Here is an 18774-nt window from a genome sequence, read left to right as displayed (position 1 = left end):
GGCCGACCTCGACGGCCGCGCCGACGTGTCCCCACGGTGGACGACGAGCTGCGCGCGCTGCTGGCCCGGCGCCAGGACGCGCGGCAGCGCCGCGACTGGCCCGAGTCCGACCGCGTCCGCGGCGAGATCGCCGACGCCGGCCGGCGCGTGGTCGACACCCCCGAGGGCCCGGTGCTGGAGCCGCTGCGGTAGCTCACGTCAGGGGCGTCGCGACGAGCAGGCCCTCCTGGGTGACCGTGGCGCACAGCTCGCCGGCCGCGGCCCTGCGCGACGGCTGGCCGCACACCGGCGACGTCGGCCGCGTCGACCGGGCCGGGTACGTCCACCTCCGCGCGACGCCGTCCAGAAGGTCCCCAAGCCCCCGCCTGCGGGAGCTGCACGCCGAGCAGCGCCAGGCGGCCCACTGCCCCGGCATCCTGAGGAAGAGGCGGACCGAGCATCGGCTCGACCGCCGGCCCGCACGCCGTCGCCGCGGGGCTCAGGCCGGCTGGGAGAGGGCCCACTCCACCGTGACGGTCACGGTCAGCCGCTGCCGCCCCGGTTCGATCGGCATCGGTGCGCCCGCCCCGGCCCTGGAGTCCCGGCCACCCGGCGTCACGTCGCCGGCCGGCACCTCGCTCACCCGGATGACCCGCCCCAGGGGCCGGCCGGCCGCACGGGCGTACAGGTCGGCCTTCGCCCGGGCGTCGGCGAAGGCCTGCTTGCGCGCCTCGGCGAGCAGCGCCGTGTCGTCCTCGACGGCGTACCACACGCCGTTCAGCCGGGCGGCGTCCCCGCCCGCCGCGATGGCCTCGGAGATGACGGTCCCGGCCCGCGGCAGGTCCCGGATCGTCGCGGTGATCCCCTGGCTGACGGTGTAGCCGGTGATCGTGCCGTTGTCGTTGTCGCGCTGCGAGCCGATGGTGACGTTCGACGTCTGGAGGTCGGCTTTTGTCAGCCCGGCACGCACCAGCGCGTCGCGCATCCGGGTGGCCGCGGTGTTCGCGCGGTCCAGGGCTTGGTCCACCGCGGTCGCGCTGGTCTCGACGGCAAGGTCGGCGGTGAGCGTGTCGGGCTCACCGGAGACTTCGCCGGTACCGGTGACCAGCACACTGTCCGCGGCCTGCTCGGCAAACGCCGGCCGCCCGCCCAGCAGCGACGAGGAGAGCACAACGAGGCTCGTCAGCGCGACGAGCACAGGCACACTGGCACGTGATCGGGACATTCTTCACCTTTGGGTCGTTTGCCCCTATTCAAGCGGACTGCGTTGCGCCGCGCCGGACGATCGGCGAAACCGGCTCTCAGCGCCGCCCGACGCGTGCCGCGCGCACCAGGCGCGTGACCGTGACGGTGAGGACGGCCGCCCCGGCGAGGGCCAAGCCCGTCCATCCGAGCGCGGCGGCCGCACCCGGAGGGCGAAACGCCTGGTCGGGCGCCCACGGGTACATGACGGCCGGGACGGTCACGCCCTCCTCGTCGACGCCGTCGATGGTGACCGGCCGCGGTGCGCCACCACCGTCAGGGACGAAGTCCCCCCAGCACGTCGGACCGTGACGCGGCAGTCCGGTGCCGCATTCCGTCGTGCCGACCCGGCCGCTGACGCCGACGCCGGGCACGAACGCGAGCAGCCACAGCACCCCGAGCCCCAGCAAGGCCGACCCGACGATGAGACTCGCCACGGTCGCGACGCGCTGACGCATGGACGCCACCATAGGCGCCGCGATCAGGAACGCTGCTGCGAGTCGACGGCCACGTACGGGTTCAGGGCGGCGGCCAGCAGCTCGCGGTCGTTCTTGTCCAGCGACTCCCCGGTCCAGGTCTCGGCCAGCTCCAGGACGTCGCCACTGTGCATGGTCAGGCGCACCTTGATCGGCACGTTCTTGAGGATCTCGGCGGAGCGGACGTCCTCGTAGGCCACGAACCGGTGCTGCCGGGCCAGCTGCGCGACCGGCGCCGACCGCAGGATCTGCACGAGCCGCTGCTTGCCGTCGTCGGTGGACTTCGGGCCCGGCACGAGCAGCAGGCCGTTGGTCAGCAGCAGCACGTCGAAGTGCAGCTTGCCGGGCGCGTTCATGTTCGCGATGCCGCCGATGACCTCGGCCCCGTCCGCGGTGGCGACGGCCGAGCGCTGCCGGACCGCGGCCACGTCGACGCCGAACTCGGCCAGCCGCCGGCGGGCCTCGGCCACCGTCTCCGGGGCGGTGGCGAGCCGGGAGATCTCCATCGTCGGCACCTCGGTGCCGTCGGGGCGGGCGAAGGTGGCGCCGCTGGTCCACGAGTGCTTCCAGCGCCCCAGGCCCCCGGCGCGGGCGGCGAGCCCGATCGCGGAGTCGATTCGGTCGACGAGGATCTCGTGCTGCTCCCGCGGGCTGCCGTGCGGCTCGACGGCCCGGCCGAGGTCGCCCGCGCCGCCGCGCTCGAGGATGTGCAGCACCAGCGCGAGGTCGCCCTGCGGCGCGCCGCCCATCCGGGCCGCGGCGCGGAACAGCGTGTCGACGTCGCGCTGCGCGCGGGCCGCGATGGCCGCGTCGGTGAGCTCGTCCCACGGCAGCAGCGTCTTGTCCTCGATGTTGAGCGCGGCCCGCTGGAGCCGCTGGGCGAGCGTGGCCGGGTCGGCGAGCAGCACCGCGGCGGGGCGATCGTCGGTGGCGACCCCGGGGTCGGGCATGGCCTGCATGGCGTTGATGCGGTCGGCGATCGGCGGGTGGGAGTCCCAGCGCGACTTCTCCTGCGGCGGGGCGGAGTCGCGCAGCTTGGCCAGCTCGCCGGAGCGCCCCTGCAGCAGCTGGGCGAATCCGCCGAAGACGTCGCGGGGGGCGAGCTTGGCGTCCCAGCCGATGGTGACGTACCGCCCGACGAAGAAGTTCCACGCCGCGTCCACGACCGCGAGGTCGCGCATCGAGCTCACGGCGGCCGCCCGGCCCGCGATCCGCACGGAGAACTCGTCGGCCTCGTACTCCATGCGCCGGCTCACCGCCTGCTCGACGAGGATGTAGAGCCGCGCGTAGGCGCGGAACACGAACCCGGCGAGGCTGCTGGGCCCAACCTGCGCGATGGTCTGCACGATCGCCATCCGGCCCCGGTGGGCCAGGGCGCCGAGCTTGGTGTGGCTGCCGGAGTAGTGGCCCAGCTCGTGCGCGAGGACCGAGCGCAGCTGGGCGACGGTGAAGGCCTGCAGCAGCGGCAGGCCGACGTACATGATCCGGCGGCCCCCGGCCAGTCCGAGCAGGCGCGTCTGCTCGGCCACCGCGGCGTTGACGTCGGGGATGAGCCGGATCTCGTCGGGCGCCCGGGTGCCGACCTGGTGCGCGAGCTCGTGCGCGGTGTCCCAGAGCCCGCGCGCCTCGTGCGGCGCGAGCGGCAGCCCCTCGGGCTCGCCGGGCTTGGCGGTCAGGATCTTCCAGAACGCGACCACGAGCCCGGCCGCGACCGCGATGGTGAGGAACGCGAGCTTGCCGGCGGCGGCGCCGGGGTGCTCGGTCCACAGCCAGACGGTGGCCCAGCCCAGCCCGCCGATGAGCGCGACGGCCAGCAGGTAGAACCCGGCGAGCAGCACCACGGAGATGGCGGCCCGGATCGTTGTCTTCATCGCTTCGTCCCCCGTATGTGTGAGCGGCTCACATTATGCAGGCCGCCTTCGGGATGCGTCAGGCCCGACGGATGGCCGCCAATTGTCAAGTATTGACAGATCTCCATGGGATGCGAGAACCTTCATGAGCGTCGATTCGGCGGTCGGCGGCCCCTCGCCGGTGCATCGATCGGAGCGACGTGAGAAGGCTGCTCTGCAACGTCCTGGCCGCGGCATGCGCCGCCGCCGTCACCGTGACCGCCCTCGGCGCGCCCGCCCGGGCCGCCGTACCCGCCGACCTCACTGGTCTCGTGAACCCGCTGATCGGGACGCAGCAGGAGGGCAACACGTTCCCCGGTGCGGCGCTGCCGTTCGGGATGGTGCAGGTGAGCCCCGACACCGGGTGGGGGACCGGCTACAACTACGACCACACGAAGGTCTGGGGCTTCTCCCAGACGCACCTGTCCGGCGTCGGCTGCGGCGTCGCCGGTGAGGTGCCGCTCATGCCGACCGTGGGCGCGGTGAACAGCAACGACCCGAACACCTACGGTCAGGGGCTCAACCACGGCCAGGAGCAGGCGACCGCGGGCTACTACAAGCTCGGGATGCCCAACGGGGTCACCGCGGAGCTGAGCGCGACGCTGCGCACGGGCTGGCAGCGCTACACGTTCCCGGCCGGCACCGAGTCCAACGTGCTGTTCAACACGGCCCAGGCGCGCGGCCAGACGCAGGGGGCGAGCACCTCGAGCGTGTCCATCGTGGGCAGCGACACCGTCGAGGGATCCGTGACCGTGGGCGGGTTCTGCGGCTCGTCGCCGGCCCACACGGTCTTCTTCACCGCCCAGTTCTCGCGGCCGTTCGCGTCGTTCGGCACCTGGTCGGGCTCCACGTTCACGGGCGGCTCCCGGGCCTCGTCGGGCAGCGGTGCCAAGGGCGGCTGGGTGCGCTTCGACACCAGCTCCGACCGCTCGGTCACGGTGAAGGTCGGGCTCTCCTACACCGGCCTGCCCGGCGCGCGGGCCAACCTGAGCGCGGAGACCTCCGCGGCGGGGTTCAACTTCGACACGGTACGGCAGGCCGCCCACGACACCTGGAACGCCAAGCTGCACAAGGCCGAGGTCGACGGCGGGACGACGGACCGGCAGGTCGCCTTCTACACCTCGCTGTACCACGCCCTGCTGCACCCGAATCTGGCCGGCGACGTCGACGGCGGCTACCGCGGCTTCGACAACGCCGTGCACACCGCGTCCGGCTACACGCCGTACCAGACGTTCTCGCTGTGGGACACCTACCGCGCCCAGAACCAGCTCGTGGCGCTGCTGGAGCCGCAGGTGGCCCGCGACTCGGCGCTGTCGCTGCTCGCCGTCGACCGCGAGCTCGGCTGGCTGCCCCGGTGGGCGCTGGACAACACCGAGACGAACACGATGACCGGCGACCCGGTCACCCCGTTCCTCGTCGACCTGTGGTCGCGCGGGCTGCTGTCCGGCTACGAGGAGCAGTTCTACACGGCGCTGCGCAAGAACGCGTTCGGCACCCCGCCCGCGGCGAGCGGGCTCAACGGCCGCAACGGCAACCCGTACTACACCGCGCTCGGCTACGTCCCGACCGGCGTCACGTGCAACCCGACCAACTCCTTCGACCACGACTGCCAGTACCCGAGCTCGTCCACATTGGAATACGCCGCGGCCGACTCGGCACTGTCCATCATGGCCCGGGCCCTCGGGCACACCGCCGACGCGGACGTGCTCGCCGCGCGGGGCCAGCACTACCGCAACCTCTTCGACCCGTCGATCGGGTTCTTCCGGCCCCGCAACGCCAATGGGGTCTTCGCGGCCACCTACTCGCCGACCGACGGCGCGCACACGTTCCACGAGGCCGGGGCGTACCAGTACCAGTGGCTGGTCCCGCAGGACCCCGACGGCCTGGTGGGCCTGCTCGGCGGCAAGGCGGCGGCGAACACGCGGCTCGACCAGTTCTTCGCCTACGACAGCCTGCTGAGCGACCCGTCCGGCACCGCGCACAACACCTGGGTCAACGGCGCCTACGACTACTACAGCTTCACGACCTACAACCCGAACAACGAGCCGGACCTCCTGGCGCCCTTCACCTACCTGTGGACCGGCCAGCCGTACAAGACGGCGACGGTCCTGCGGGCCGCGTACACGCTGTTCGCCAACGGGCCCAACGGCGTCACCGGCAACGACGACCTCGGCACCATGTCGGCCTGGTACGTCTTCGCCTCGCTGGGCCTCTACCCGCTCATGAACGGCGCGAACTTCTACGGCGTCAGCACCCCGCAGTTCCCGTCGGCCAAGGTGACCGTGGGCACGCTCGGCTCCCAGCAGGGCGGCACGATCACCATCGCCGCGCCCGGCGTGAGCGACGCCAACCGCTACATCGGCACCGCGACGCTCAACGGCGCCGCGTTCACCCGCACCTGGCTGTCCCAGGTCGACATCGCCCACGGCGCTTCCCTCAGCTACAGCGTCAGCGCTACCCCGGGTGCCTGGGGGACCGGCGCGGGCGACACGCCGCCGTCGGCGAACCACACCACCCCGCCGGCCACGCAGCCGAACCTGGCCCAGGGCAAGGCCGCGACCGGCTCGGCCGCGTGCGCGCCGGCGGAGGGCCCGGACAAAGCCGTCAACGGCAGCGTGACCGCGGGCAACGCCGACAAGTTCTGCTCCGGCGGCGGCTCGGCGTGGCTGCAGGTCGACCTCGGCTCCCCGCAGACGCTGAACCGCTTCGTGGTCAAGCACGCGGGCGCGGGCGGCGAGCAGGCGGCGTACAACACCAGGGCCTTCACCATCCAGACGTCGACGGACGCCGCCACCTGGTCGACCCCGGTGACGGTCACGAGCAACGCGGATCCCGTGACGACGCACCAGATCCCGGCCACGACCGCCCGCTACGTCCGGCTCAACGTGACGACCCCGACCCAGACGTCGGACACCGCCACGCGCATCTACGAGCTCGAGGCCTACGGCCCGGTGCTGACCAACTGGGCCCTCAACCGCCCGGCGACCGGCTCGGCCCCGTGCGCGGCGACGGAGGGCCCGGAGAAGGCGGTCAACGGCACCGTCAACGGCGGCAACGGCGACAAGTACTGCTCGGTGTCCGCGAACGCGACGCTGCAGGTCGACCTCGGCGCGACGCGGTCGATCAGCCGCTTCGAGGTGGCCCACGCCCAGGCCGGCGGCGAGTCGGCGGACTGGAACACGAAGGCGTTCACGATCGACGTGTCGGCGGACGGCACGACGTGGACGAGGGCCGTGACGGTCACGAACAACACGGCCGCGAACACCGCGCACCCCGTGGCGGTGCCGGGCCGCTACGTCCGCCTGACGGTCGGCACGCCGACGCAGACCACGGACGCCGCGACGCGCATCTACGAGTTCCGCGCGCTCGGCTGAGCGACACGGGTGAGGAGCCGGGTGATTCGTCTGCTCACCCGGCTCGAACAGGATCGGCGAGGGCCGATGGGGCTTACGTTCCTTGCATGCCTCCGGCCCTCGTTCGCCCGTACGTACGGGTCATCCCCATCGCCCATATCCCGCCCGCCCCGCCGCGGCGATCGACGGTGCCGCCGCGGCCCGCCCAACCCACGTATCACCCGCGCCACATCAACCTCAACCCACCGCAGCAGCCGCCCCGGCGACGACACGCCCGTCGCCGCCGGGCCCCGGCTCTGGCCTGGGGCGCGCTGCTGATCACGCTCACCGGCGGCGCGATCGCCCTCAAGGGCGGCGACGACCTGATGACCCAGGCCCAGGCCGCCGAGTCCTCCCACCTGGAGACCGCGCTCGTGCCGGCGCCCCTGGACGTCGTGATGCTGACGCCCGCCCGGAGCCGCCCGGACGCTCCCACCCGGGTCCGGCATTGAGCTGCGGCTTCACCCATGAGCCGCGGGTTCGAGCCTGCCTCCGGTGACCGACCCGTCGGCCCCGGTCACCGGCTGATCCGCCCCGCCGGTCGCCTCCGCGCCGGCGGTCACCTAGGGCGGCGCCTCGAGGCGGCGGGCGGCCAGCAGGAACGGCAGCGCCAGGAGCTGCAGCAGGCCCGCGAGGACGAACGAGTGCGGGTAGCCCCACGCGTCCGCCGCGCGGCCGAGCGCCGGCTGCAGCGCGGCCCCGCCGCTGGAGGCGATCAGCGAGTCGAACGACAGCACGGTGGCGCGCCGGTCGCTCGGGACGAGCCCGTTGAGGTACCCCTGCCGCGAGGGCAGCACGCCCGCGGTGACGAGGCTGTAGGCGGCGAGCAGGGCCAGCGCGAGGGGCACCCCGGTGACCATCCCGAACGCGGCCAGGACCGCCGCGTTGAGCAGTGCCCCGGCGAGGAGCACCGGCACGCGCCGCCGGAAGAGCGCGCGCAGCAGCGGCGACAGCAGCCCACCGGCGGTCTGCGCGACGGCCTGCAGCGCCGCCGCGACCCCGAGCAGGCCGTAGGCGCGCTTGTCGGCGTCGAGCTGCAGCAGGTACGGCTTCATCGTGAACGCCACGTAGTAGCCGACCCCGGCCGCGGACCAGGCGCCGAGCATCACCCAGCGGACGGCCGGGCGCCGCCAGCCGTAGCGCAGCGACGCCGACACGACCGTGCGCATCCGGGCCAGGGGGCGCCCGGCCCGGCTCGGGGTGAAGCCGATGTCGTGCATGAGCCGCCAGGCCACGGCGGTGAGGGTGAGCAGGAGCGCGGCGCGCACGAGGAAGGGCACGCCGACGTCGGTGGCCTGGGCGATGAACGCGCCGCCGAGGGAGCCGGCGAGGGAGCCGAGGCCGTTGCAGACCTGGGCCTGGGCGAACACCGGCTCCAGCGCGCCGTCGTAGCCCAGGAACCGCAGCGCGTCGACCAGCCAGGCGTCGGTCGCGCCGGAGAAGAAGGCGAACCCGAGGGCGAGCAGGACGGAGACCGCCGCCCAGACCGCGAAGCCCGCGTGCAGGCGCCAGGCGAGCCAGTACAGCAGCGTCATGACCGTCAGCGTCCCGCCGCCGAGCAGGTAGGACACGCGGCGGCCCCGGGTGTCGGCGATGGTGCCGGTCGGCACCTCGAAGAGGGCGAAGCCGAGCGTGAAGCAGGCGTTGGCGGCCAGGGCGGCGGTGTTGGACAGCCCGGCCTGGAACAGCAGCAGCGAGTTGACGCCCCAGATCGAGGAGACGGCGAGGGCGTTGAGCAGGACGAGCGTCAGATAGGTGCGCCGGACCGGTCCCATCCGCGCTTCGGGCCGCTCACGTCTCGGGCCGGCCGGCGACCAGGCGGACGGTGAACCGGCCGTGCTCCTGGCGCAGGTCGACGTAGGCGCAGGTCTGGTGCGCGATCCACAGGCCGAGGCCGCCGGTCGCCGAGCGGACCGGGCGCAGGCCGACGAGCGGGTCGCGCGGGCCCGGGCCGGCGTCGCTGACCTGGACCAGGATGCGCCGCTCGGCGGTCCACACCCGCACCTCGACCGGCGGGACGCCGTGCACGATCGCGTTCGTGACGACCTCGGTCACGGCCAGCATCAGCCCGCGCACGTCGGCCGGGGCGACGCGGCCGTGCGCGCCCGCGGCGTCGATGGCGGCGCGGACCTCGGCCGGCATCGGGTCGGTGAGCAGGAGCCGGGGCGCGGTGCGCTCCAGCGGGTCGCGCCAGGCCGAGGGGTGGTCGCGCACGAAGTCCGCGGGGTCGGCGAAGTCCGGGTTCGGGTGGTGCCCGGCGGCGGTGGCGAGGAAGGGGTGCGTGCGCCGCACCTGCTCGAGCGCGTGCGGCGGGGTGAGGCGCACGTCGTACATGCACAGCCCCCACATCGGGAAGTCGTCGTACGCCTGGTTGCTCGCCGCCTCGTAACGGCCCCACCAGTCCCAGGGCCCCGCGACGCCCAGGTCCGGGATCTCCCCGGCGACGCGGATCTGGGCGGCCCCGGCGGCCACGTGCTCGGCGAGCAGCTCGCGGTACCGGCGGATCGCCGTCGCCGGCCGCGAGTACTGCTCCTCGCCGGCCATGAAGGCCACCGCCCCGCCGGCCTCGTCGAGGCGGTCGCGCAGCAGGTCCTGGCGGCGGGGCCCGAACGCCACGATCACCGGCTCGCCCGCGGCCAGGCCCTCCTCGACGAACGGCGCGACGATCGCGAGGAACTCCTCGTCGGAGTGGTAGAAGGCGGCCTCGTGGAAGAGCCCGCGGTGCCCGGCCGGGGCGCCGGCCCTCACGCGTCCGCCTGCCGGACGAGGTCGAGCAGCCCGGCCAGCCGCCGGCTCGCGCCGGTGAGCCGCAGGCCGGGGACGCGGCGGGCGGTGCGCACGAGCGCGGCGGCCGCGGCGACGTCGGCGAACTCCAGGCCCGACAGGTCGATGGTGAGCGGGTCGTCGCCGGGCAGGTCGTCCCGCAGCCCGTCGAGGACGGCGGCGAGCGCGGCCCGGTTCGCGATGTCGGCCTCGCCGGTGAGGGCCAGGCCGCGGGGGTCGGTCGTGTGCCGCATCCGCAGCTGGGGCGGCTGGGGATCGCCGGGCTCGACGGTGCCGGGGTGGGTGGCGATGTACCGCCGCAGCCGCGCCGGCGGGAACGCGCCCCGGTCGTACAGGCAGACCGCGCGGGCGAAGCCGCCGGCGAAGACGCGGTTCACCTCGGCCTCGTACCAGGGCAGGCGATCGGTGCCGGGCAGCGCGCCGGTGGCCCAGCTCATGTCGGCGATGATCCGCAGGCCCGGGTGGCCCTCGTCGCGGGCCCGGTCGATCACGCCGCGCCAGTCGGCCGCGGTCCGCTCGGCGTCGAAGTGCCCGGCGGCCAGGTAGCTCTCCGCGGCGCTGCCGATCATGAGCTGCCCCCGGGCGAGCGCGTCGCAGATCCGCGGGTCCTGGCCCGCGAGCGCGGCGGCGAGCTCGTGCGGGTCGTCCTGGACGGTGCGGCAGATGACCTTGTCACCCTCGTCGAGGGCGCCGCGGATGAAGCTCTCCATGATCCCGGTGCGCACGCCGGAGCCGCTGAACGGGACGCAGACGTGGTCGCCGGCCTGCAGCCCGGCCAGGGTCGCGGTGCCCGCCACGTCGTCACCTCACTCGCAGTGCCCAGATCATCACACGATACCGCGAACGGTGACCATGACCGATGGCCGGGCGCGGGTTCCATCCCCGGGGGCTCCACTACCCGGCCGAACGGCGTCACCCGATCAGCCGTCCCGCCGGTGGTCGAGCACCCGCCGGACGAACTGCTCGAACTCCGCGACCGAGTCGCCGGTCCACACCATCCCGTGCTCGCGGATGATGAACCACTCCGTCGACTTCGCGCGCAGCTCGGCGAAGAACCGCCGCCCCGCCTCGAAGCGTCCACACTCGACGATGTCGGCCGTGACCAGCTCGCGGTAGCGGGACCCCCGGGTCAGCTCGCGGTGGTGGAAGTGCACGATGAGCCGCGGCCGGCGCCCGTGCGCGCTCAGCAGCGTGCTCAGCACGAGGTATTCGGGCGCGTCCGAGCTCGGCAGCCGCGGCCCGGCGTAGGTCAGCGCCCGCCGCCCCTCGTCGTAGGAGGTGACGAGGTCGAAGTCGGCCGCGGTCATGAGGGTCTTGTCGGTGAACGTCTGCGAGACGAACCAGTGCCCGTCGTGCGCGAACAGGATCGACCCGTCCGTCCACGGCTTGCGCTGCCAGAGCCGGTGCTCCCGGTGCACCCGCGCCAGCTGCGCGATCTCCCCGGCGTGCCCGGCGCCCAGCCGCTCCCGCATCGCGGTGTCGGCGGGTTCGAGACTGCGCGTCGGGGTGTACTTCACCCGGATCGTCTCGCCGATGACGTTGACGTACACGTCCTGCCAGGTGTTCGTCCGGATCCCGCGCCGCCGGTCGAGCTCGTCGGGGTAGATGGCGTTGACGTCGAGCTCGTCGCACAGCTCGGGCACGGCGGTGCGGGCCAGCTCATAGCCGGGCCGGTCCTGCCCGTCGGCGGTCAGCTCGTAGGCCGAGAGCACGTTCGTGCGCACGCCGGCGGCGGCGAGCGCGGCGAGGTACGCCTTCTCGTCCTCGCCCATGCCGAGCGGATCGGTGGGCCCGTAGACGAGGTAGGTGATGAGGCCCGGCCGCGGCGAGGGCATCTCGCCGAACGCGAGCGGCTCGGCGGTGAGCCCGTATTCGGCCCGCAGCGCGCGGAACGCCGGCCGGACGACCTCCCGCAGCGCCCAGCCCCCGTGCGGCGAGCGCGGATTGATCACGTAGAAGCAGCGGACCTCGGCCGGGCCGCGTTTGCGGCAATAGTCGGATGCCTGGGCATTCCCCGACGTCAGCGCCGCAGTGACCACGCGGTCACTCTACCTTGACCGGCCATTCTCGCACGTCGAGCGAGTGCGGTCGGCAAGGCGCGCGGGATTCGTGCGCGATCGTGTCGTCGCCGGGCCGCGCCGGGCGTCGTGGTGCGGATCGGGAACTGAAAAATCGAATACTTGACGCGTCAGCTCCGAGAGTGTTTTCTGCAAATACTTGCGTACGCCGCTACGTGCGCGGGTTCCAGAGAGGACACCTCATGCCACGAGCATCGATGCGTGCGGCGCGGCGGGCGGTGGCGCCCCTCGCCGTCGCCGCCCTGGTCGGCACCGCGCTCGCCGTCGCCTCCACCCCCGCCCAGGCCGCCACCGCCGGGGCCACGACACCGTTCACCAGCTACGAGGCCGAGGCCGGGACCCTCGGCGGCGGCGCGACGACGGTCGGGCTGACCGCGGCGCCGACCACGCAGTACTCCAGCGCGGCCCTGGAGGCGTCCGGCCACGCGTACGCGCACCTCGCCGCCACCGGCCAGAAGGTGCAGTGGACGAACACGACCGGCCGGCCGATCAGCGCGATCGTGGTGCGCGCCAGCATCCCCGACGCGCCCGGCGGCGGCGGGATCACCGCCTCGCTGAACCTGTACGTCGACGGCGCCTACCGCCAGGCGCTCACCCTGACGTCGAAGCAGTCGTGGGTCTACGAGGGCAACAACCACTACAACGACAGCGCCGACCAGAACCCGGCCGACGGCAACCCGCGGGTGTTCTTCGACGAGGCCCGGACCTTCGTCACCGGCGCGCCCATCGCGCCCGGCGGGACCTTCGCGCTGCAGCGCGACGCGGCGAACACGGCCGCCTTCTACGACATCGACGTCGTCGACGTCGAGAACCCGGCCCCGATCGCCCAGCCGGTGAACTCGATCTCGATCACCTCGTGCGGCGCGGCCGCGGACAACCCGGGCGTGGACAGCACCGGGCCGATCCAGACCTGCATCAACCAGGCGCAGTCGCAGGGCCGGACGCTGTGGATCCCGGCCGGGACCTTCTACCTCAAGGGGACCAGCGGCCTGCACGCGACCGGCATCACGATCGCGGGCGCGGGGCCCTGGTACAGCACGATCTACCGGGCCGTACCGCTGCCCAACCCGCAGCCCCTGGGCGCCGTGTTCGACCTCACGTCGTGCACGGTGAAGGACTTCCACATCGACTCCAACGCCACCAGCCGGGCCTCGGTGGACGGCGCCGGCGGCGCGATGGACACCACCGGCACCAACTGGGTCGCGGACGACATCTGGACCCAGCACACGCTGTCCGGCTTCTGGGCCTCCGGCACCGGCGGCCAGGTCCGCAACAGCCGGCTCACCACCATCTGGGCCGACGGCATCAACCTCAACAACGTGTCGCTGAACAACTCGGTCGGCAACAACCTCAGCGCCACCAACAACTTCGTCCGGGGGACCGGCGACGACGGCATGGCGATCAACTCGGTGAACTACAACACCGACGCCAACGGCAACCGCACGTACTACACCCCGATGGCGAACGTCTCGTTCACCCACAACACGATCGTCGCGCCGTGGGGCGGCAAGGGCATCGGGATCTACGGCGGCGGCGGGCACGACGTGCAGTACAACGCGATCAGCGACACCGCCCGCTACATCGGCCTCGGCGCCGGCCGCTTCGGCGTCAACGGCAGCGACCTGCTCGGCGCGACCGTCTCCAACAACGTCGTGACCCGCTCGGGCGGCAACGGCTACAGCCAGGGCCAGCCGGCGCTGCAGATCGGCAACGGCGGCGACGGGCAGAACGTCGGCGCCGTCGACCGCGTCACGGCGGCGAACAACACCGTCGTGAGCTCGCTGTACGACGGCATCGGCTTCTCCCAGTCGACGAACACGCTGCTGCAGAACAACACCGTCACCAACCCCGGCCGCAACGGCGTCGTCGTCGCGCCGCCGTTCTACCCGGCCCCGAGCGGCTCGGCGAGCATCACCGGCAACACGGTGACCGGGCTCAAGAGCGGTTCCACGGCGTACCTCAACAACTCCGCCGGCTTCACGGCCACCCTGAGCGGCAACAGCTGGCAGGGCGGGGGCGGCCCCGTCGAGGCCCCGTTCGGCGGCACCCCCGCGGCGGTCCCGGGCACCGTGCAGGCCGAGAACTACGACACCGGCGGCCAGGGGCTCGCGTACAGCGTGAATTCGGTCAACGGCACCGCCAACGGCTACCGCGCGGACGGCGTCGACCTGGAGTCCACATCGGACACCGGCGGCGGCTACAACCTCGGCTGGACCGGCGCCGGGCAGTGGTTCCGGTACACGGTGAACGTCGCCGCGGCCGGCCAGTACACGCTCACGGCCCGGGTCGCGGCCCCGAGCGCGGTGACCGGCGCCCTGCACATCGCGAACGCGGCCGGGGCCAACCTGACCGGCGCGGTGAACCTGCCGGCGACCGGCGACTGGCAGGCGTGGGGGAGCGCCACCGCGACGCTCACGCTCCCGGCCGGCCAGCAGGTGCTCACGCTCGTGCAGGACACCGGCGGCTGGAACCTCAACAGCCTGCAGTTCACGACGGGCGGCGGCACGCCCACCCCGGTGAACCTCGCGGCCGGGCGGGCCACTTCCGAGTCGTCGCACAACCAGGTGTACGGCTCCGGCAACGTCACCGACTCGAACCAGGGCACCTACTGGGAGAGCGCGAACAACGCGTTCCCGCAGTGGGTGCAGGTCGACCTCGGCTCGGCCCGGTCGGCCACGAAGGTCGTGCTGCAGCTGCCGGCGTCGTGGGGCGCGCGCAACCAGACCCTGACGCTGAGCGCGTCCGGCGACGGCACCTCGTTCACCACCGTCGCCTCGGGGACCTACACCTTCAACCCGTCCGTGACGCTCACGTTTCCCGCGACGACGCAGCGGTACTGGCGCGTGACGATCACCGCGAACACCGGCTGGCCCGCCGCGCAGGTGAGCGAGTTCCAGGTCTGGAACATGTAGATCCCGGGCTCGGAGAGCGCTCTCTCAAGTTTGGCTTACGACCCGCTTAAGTCGGTTCGTTCCGCTTGACGAGGTCGCGCGGCATGGACGAGCTTAAGTCCCGCCAAGGTTCGCGAATCATCGAGGAGTGCCATGCGGCTCGGCCGAAAACCCCTGATCGCTCTGCTCGCCGCCGCCGTGGTGGGCGTCGGGATGGTCGGGCTCACCAACGCCCTGGCCGACACCGGCGCGCCGATCACCGGCATCGCGGGCAAGTGCGTCGACGTCGCCGCGTCGAACACCGCCAACGGCACGGCCGTGCAACTGTGGGGCTGCAACGGCACCGCCGCCCAGCAGTGGACGGTCACCGCCTCCGACGCGAGCATCCGCGCGCTCGGCAAGTGCCTCGACGTGACCGGCGCCTCGAGCGCGGACGGCGCGAAGGTCCAGCTCTACGACTGCAACGGCACCGGCGCGCAGCAGTGGGCGGCGGGCGCCGGCAACCGGCTCGTGAACACCGGCTCCGGCAAGTGCCTCGACGCCAGCGGCAACAGCTCCGCCGACGGCACCCGGCTGCAGATCTGGACCTGCACCGGCAACGCCAACCAGCAGTGGAAGCTCCCGGGCGCCACCGGCTCGCCGACGGCGACGGCCACCCGGACGGCGTCGCCGGCGCCGAGCGCGACCCGCACCACCGGCCCGGTGGCCAAGAAGAAGGGCGTCAGCACCTGGCAGTTCACCGGCCTGTCGGACGCGGTGCGCAACGTGGGCGCGGGCTGGTACTACAACTGGTCCACGAACAACGACTCGATGCCCGCGAACGCCGAGTTCGTCCCCATGATCTGGGGCGCCGGCGCGGTCACCGACGCCGACCTGGCCAAGGTCAGGAGCGAGGGCACGGTGCTGCTGGGCTTCAACGAGCCCGACCTCAAGGAGCAGTCGAACATGACCGTGGAGCAGGCGCTCAGCCTGTGGCCGCGGCTCGAGGCGACCGGCATGCGGCTCGGCAGCCCGGCCGTCGCCTACGGCGGGGACACGCCCGGCGGCTGGCTCGACCGGTTCATGACCGGCGCGCGGCAGCAGAACCGGCGGGTCGACTTCATCACGCTGCACTGGTACGGCTCCGACTTCTCCGACGCCGCGGTGGGCCAGTTCCTCGGCTACGTGCAGCGGGTGCACGACCGGTACAACCTGCCGATCTGGATCACCGAGTACGGCCTGATGAACTTCAGCGGCACCCCGAAGTTCCCGAACACGGCCCAGATCACCTCGTTCATCACCCGCACGACGACGCAGATGCAGGCCACCTCCTACATCGAGCGTTACGCCTGGTTCTCGCTCCCGGCCGTCGGCGACTCGCTGCCCTACGGCCTCTACAAGGACGGCTCCACCCCGACCCCGGCCGGCGAGGCGTACCGAGCCGCGGGCTGACCGCCCGGCCCGGACCGGGGCCACCCGGAAGGACATGCCGCCCGTACGCTGGCGGCATGTCCTTCCCGTCCGCAGTCGCACCGCCGCCGGCCCGGCGCGTCCCGATGTGGTTCTGGCTGGTGCTCGCGCTCGTCGTGGTCCTGCTCCTCGCGGCCGCCGTCACGGCCGCGGTCGTGCTCGTCCGGCGCTTCGGCGGCGGCCCGGTCAAGGGCGACGTCGCCTACACGCTGCGGGTGACCGCCAAGGACGGCGCCGCGGCCGATGCCGGCGCGGTGGAGCGGACGCGGACGCTGCTGCTGGACCGGCTGCGCAAGCTCGGCGTCGGCCGGCCGAACGTCACCGCGGTGGGCCCGGACACCCTGAAGGTGACCGCCGCGCACGAGGACGCCGAGCGGGTCAGGTCGGTGCTCTCGCCCGGCAACCTCACGTTCCGCCTGGCGACGGCCCGGACCGCGGATACGCCCGGCGGCGGCTGCAAGGGCGGCGCGCAGGCCCCGGCGAGCGCGGACGGCCCGCTGGCCTCGGCCCGGCAGAAGCTCGGCGAGTCCGTCTACCAGGCCGCGGCCGCGCTCGCCGGCCCGGACGACCCGAAGGCGGCCCAGCTGCAGGGCTTCGACCGGCTCAGCTGCGCCGAGATCGCGGCGCTGCCCCCGGCCATGCAGTTCGCCGTGCCCGCGATCACCTGCGCGATGCTCAACCAGCGCCCGGCCGACGCGCTGCCGAACGACGCCGGGGTGACCGCGTGCGGCGACTCGGTGAAGTACCGGCTCGACGCGGCCAAGGCCACCGGCGCCGACGTCGAGAACGCCGAGGCGGCGCTGAAGAAGGACATCGGCCGGTGGACGGTCATCATCCGCTTCACGCCGTCCGGCCAGGACCGGTGGGCGGCGCTGACCAAGGAGGCGCTGCACCAGCAGGTCGCCATCCTGGTCGACGACGAGGTGGTGTCCGCCCCGACGATCCGGGCCGTCATCACCGGCGACGCGGAGATCGCCGGCGACGGCCTGGACACGAAGGACGCCGCCTCGGCGCTCGCGGTCACGCTGGGCTCCGGTGCGCTCCCGGCCCAGGTCACCATCACGGCGACGGACACCGTCGGGTGACGGCCGAGCGCATCGCGATCGCGCGGCGGCGGCTGAGCGGGCCGGGCCGGTTCCCGCGGGCGTTCTGGCTCGCCGCGACTCTCGTCGGCGGGGTCGCGCTCCTGCTGCGCCTGATCGACCTCGGGCATCCGCCGCAGGTCATGTTCGACGAGACGTACTACGCGAACGAGGCCCAGGACCTCCTGCAGCACGGCGTGGAGTGGGACCCGGAGACCATGCAGCCCGAGTACGTGGTGCATCCGCCGCTCGGCAAGTGGATGATCGCGCTCGGCGAGCAGCTCTTCGGGTACAACGCCTTCGGCTGGCGCATCATGGCGGTGCTCTTCGGCGTCGCCGCGATCGTGCTCGTCATGACGGCGACCTGGCGGCTGCTGCGCTCCACGGTGCTGGCCGCGACCGCGGGGCTGCTCATGGCGCTGGACGGCATGCACTTCGTGATGTCACGGGCCGCGCTGCTGGACATCTTCCTGCTGTTCTGGATCGTCGTGGCCTTCAACCTGCTGGTCCTGGACCGCGAGCAGCGCCGCGCGCGGTGGCTGGCCGCGGTGGAGGCCGGCGGCGGGAAGGTCCGCGCGAGGCTCGGGATCCCCTGGTACCGCATCGCCTGCGCGGTCGCGCTCGGGCTCGCCTGCGGCGTCAAGTGGAGCGGGCTGTGGTACCTGATCCTGTTCGCCGTCGCCGCCGTGGTCTTCGACATGAGCGCCCGGCGCAGCGCCGGCGTGCGGCACTGGATCTCCGAGAGCATCCCGCCCGCGGTGGGGTGGACCCTCGCGATCGGCGGCATCGCGCTGTTCGCCTACGTCAACGTCTGGTGGGGCTGGTTCCTGTCCGACGACGGCTACTTCCGGCACTGGTACGCCGCGACGCACAACCTGCCGCACGACCGCCTCATCGACCCGCTGGTCAACCTGGCCCACTACCACGACACCGCGTACGCGTTCCACACGACGCTGGACAAGCCGCACCGCTACCAGTCGTGGCCGTGGCAGTGGCTGCTGCTCGGCCGCCCGGTCCCGTTCTTCTGGGACCCCAACGTCTCCTGCGGCGCGCCCGACTGCACCGCCGAGATCCTGCTGCTGGGCACCCCGGTGCTGTGGTGGTCGTTCACGCCCGCGCTGGCGGCGCTCGGCTGGCTCGCCGTCGCCCGCCGCGACGGGCGCGCGTGGCTCGTGCTCGCCGCGGCCCTGGCCGGGATCGTGCCCTGGTTCCAGTCGATGCCGCAGCACCGCACGATGTTCTTCTTCTACGCGCTGCCGGCCGAGCCGTTCCTGGTCCTCGCGGTCGTCTACGTGCTCGGCGCGATCATCGGCGCGCCCCACAGCGCGCGGCGCCGGTCCGGGGCCGTGATCGCGGGGGCCTACGTGCTCGCGGTCGCGCTGTGCTTCGCGTACTTCTACCCGATCTTCGCGGGCGTGCCGATCCCGTACCGCGACTGGCTCGACCGTCTGTGGCTCGGCAACCGCTGGGTGTAGCCACCCCAGCGCGCGGATCGTGTGGCGGGCGGCCCCG

The 18774-nt window shown here is 73.0% G+C and carries 14 protein-coding genes; 7 read left to right on the top strand and 7 right to left on the bottom strand.

Annotated elements, in window-relative coordinates; all coding sequences use genetic code 11:
• The first annotated feature begins 36 nt into the window (after window positions 1–36).
• Window positions 37–192, top strand: a complete 156-nt coding sequence (locus ACQP2P_RS33930) for a CysS/YqeB C-terminal domain-containing protein (protein ID WP_433607863.1) — start codon at window positions 37–39, stop codon at window positions 190–192.
• 286 nt (window positions 193–478) lie between these two features.
• Here ACQP2P_RS33930 and ACQP2P_RS33925 read toward each other — a convergent pair whose 3' ends face one another.
• The 3 genes from ACQP2P_RS33925 to ACQP2P_RS33915 form a co-directional block, all read right to left on the bottom strand.
• Complete coding sequence (locus ACQP2P_RS33925) at window positions 479–1183, bottom strand: SIMPL domain-containing protein (protein WP_433607861.1); 705 nt, start codon at window positions 1181–1183, stop codon at window positions 479–481.
• A gap of 97 nt (window positions 1184–1280) precedes the next feature.
• Window positions 1281–1679, bottom strand: a complete 399-nt coding sequence (locus ACQP2P_RS33920; protein WP_433607859.1) for a hypothetical protein — start codon at window positions 1677–1679, stop codon at window positions 1281–1283.
• A 23-nt stretch (window positions 1680–1702) separates the two neighbouring features.
• Complete coding sequence (locus ACQP2P_RS33915; RefSeq protein WP_433607857.1) at window positions 1703–3568, bottom strand: M48 family metalloprotease; 1866 nt, start codon at window positions 3566–3568, stop codon at window positions 1703–1705.
• Window positions 3569–3747: 179 nt separating this feature from the next.
• Between ACQP2P_RS33915 and ACQP2P_RS33910 the strand changes: the two genes are divergently transcribed.
• Together ACQP2P_RS33910 and ACQP2P_RS33905 are read left to right on the top strand one after the other, a co-directional pair.
• On the top strand, window positions 3748–6960 hold the full coding sequence (locus tag ACQP2P_RS33910; protein ID WP_433607855.1) for a GH92 family glycosyl hydrolase: 3213 nt from the start codon (window positions 3748–3750) through the stop codon (window positions 6958–6960).
• An 86-nt stretch (window positions 6961–7046) separates the two neighbouring features.
• Entirely contained in the window at window positions 7047–7430 is a 384-nt protein-coding gene (locus ACQP2P_RS33905; protein ID WP_433607853.1) for a hypothetical protein, read from the top strand.
• 111 nt (window positions 7431–7541) lie between these two features.
• On the opposite strand, the gene ACQP2P_RS33900 is transcribed toward ACQP2P_RS33905, so the two are convergent.
• The 4 genes from ACQP2P_RS33900 to ACQP2P_RS33885 form a co-directional block, all read right to left on the bottom strand.
• Window positions 7542–8753, bottom strand: a complete 1212-nt coding sequence (locus ACQP2P_RS33900) for an MFS transporter (RefSeq protein ID WP_433607851.1) — start codon at window positions 8751–8753, stop codon at window positions 7542–7544.
• 16 nt (window positions 8754–8769) lie between these two features.
• The gene (locus ACQP2P_RS33895; protein WP_433607849.1) at window positions 8770–9726 is read right to left on the bottom strand and encodes an anti-sigma factor RsbA family regulatory protein; all 957 of its coding nucleotides are present in this window, start codon (window positions 9724–9726) and stop codon (window positions 8770–8772) included.
• Window positions 9723–10559 (bottom strand): MEDS domain-containing protein, encoded by an 837-nt coding sequence (locus ACQP2P_RS33890; RefSeq protein ID WP_433607847.1) that lies wholly within the window; start codon window positions 10557–10559, stop codon window positions 9723–9725. The genes ACQP2P_RS33895 and ACQP2P_RS33890 overlap by 4 nt, the downstream gene beginning before the upstream one ends.
• Before the next feature lie 123 nt (window positions 10560–10682).
• A complete protein-coding gene (locus tag ACQP2P_RS33885; RefSeq protein WP_433607845.1) occupies window positions 10683–11801 on the bottom strand; it encodes a hypothetical protein in 1119 nt (372 codons plus the stop codon).
• A 221-nt stretch (window positions 11802–12022) separates the two neighbouring features.
• Between ACQP2P_RS33885 and ACQP2P_RS33880 the strand changes: the two genes are divergently transcribed.
• The 4 genes from ACQP2P_RS33880 to ACQP2P_RS33865 all read left to right on the top strand — a co-directional run bounded on the left by ACQP2P_RS33880 (window position 12023) and on the right by ACQP2P_RS33865 (window position 18737).
• Window positions 12023–14752: a carbohydrate-binding protein gene (locus ACQP2P_RS33880; protein WP_433607843.1), complete on the top strand. Its 2730-nt coding sequence runs from the start codon at window positions 12023–12025 to the stop codon at window positions 14750–14752.
• A 132-nt stretch (window positions 14753–14884) separates the two neighbouring features.
• A complete protein-coding gene (locus tag ACQP2P_RS33875; RefSeq protein ID WP_433607841.1) occupies window positions 14885–16162 on the top strand; it encodes a glycoside hydrolase family protein in 1278 nt (425 codons plus the stop codon).
• A gap of 56 nt (window positions 16163–16218) precedes the next feature.
• Entirely contained in the window at window positions 16219–17265 is a 1047-nt protein-coding gene (locus ACQP2P_RS33870) for a SecDF P1 head subdomain-containing protein (protein WP_433607839.1), read from the top strand.
• Window positions 17262–18737: a dolichyl-phosphate-mannose--protein mannosyltransferase gene (locus ACQP2P_RS33865; RefSeq protein WP_433607837.1), complete on the top strand. Its 1476-nt coding sequence runs from the start codon at window positions 17262–17264 to the stop codon at window positions 18735–18737. Before ACQP2P_RS33870 ends, ACQP2P_RS33865 begins: the two co-directional genes overlap by 4 nt.
• Window positions 18738–18774: the final 37 nt, after the last annotated feature.

It is taken from the genome of Dactylosporangium sp. CA-139114, from assembly GCF_050955725.1.
Taxonomy (GTDB): domain Bacteria; phylum Actinomycetota; class Actinomycetes; order Mycobacteriales; family Micromonosporaceae; genus Dactylosporangium.
This window is presented reverse-complemented; position numbering and strand designations above follow the sequence as displayed.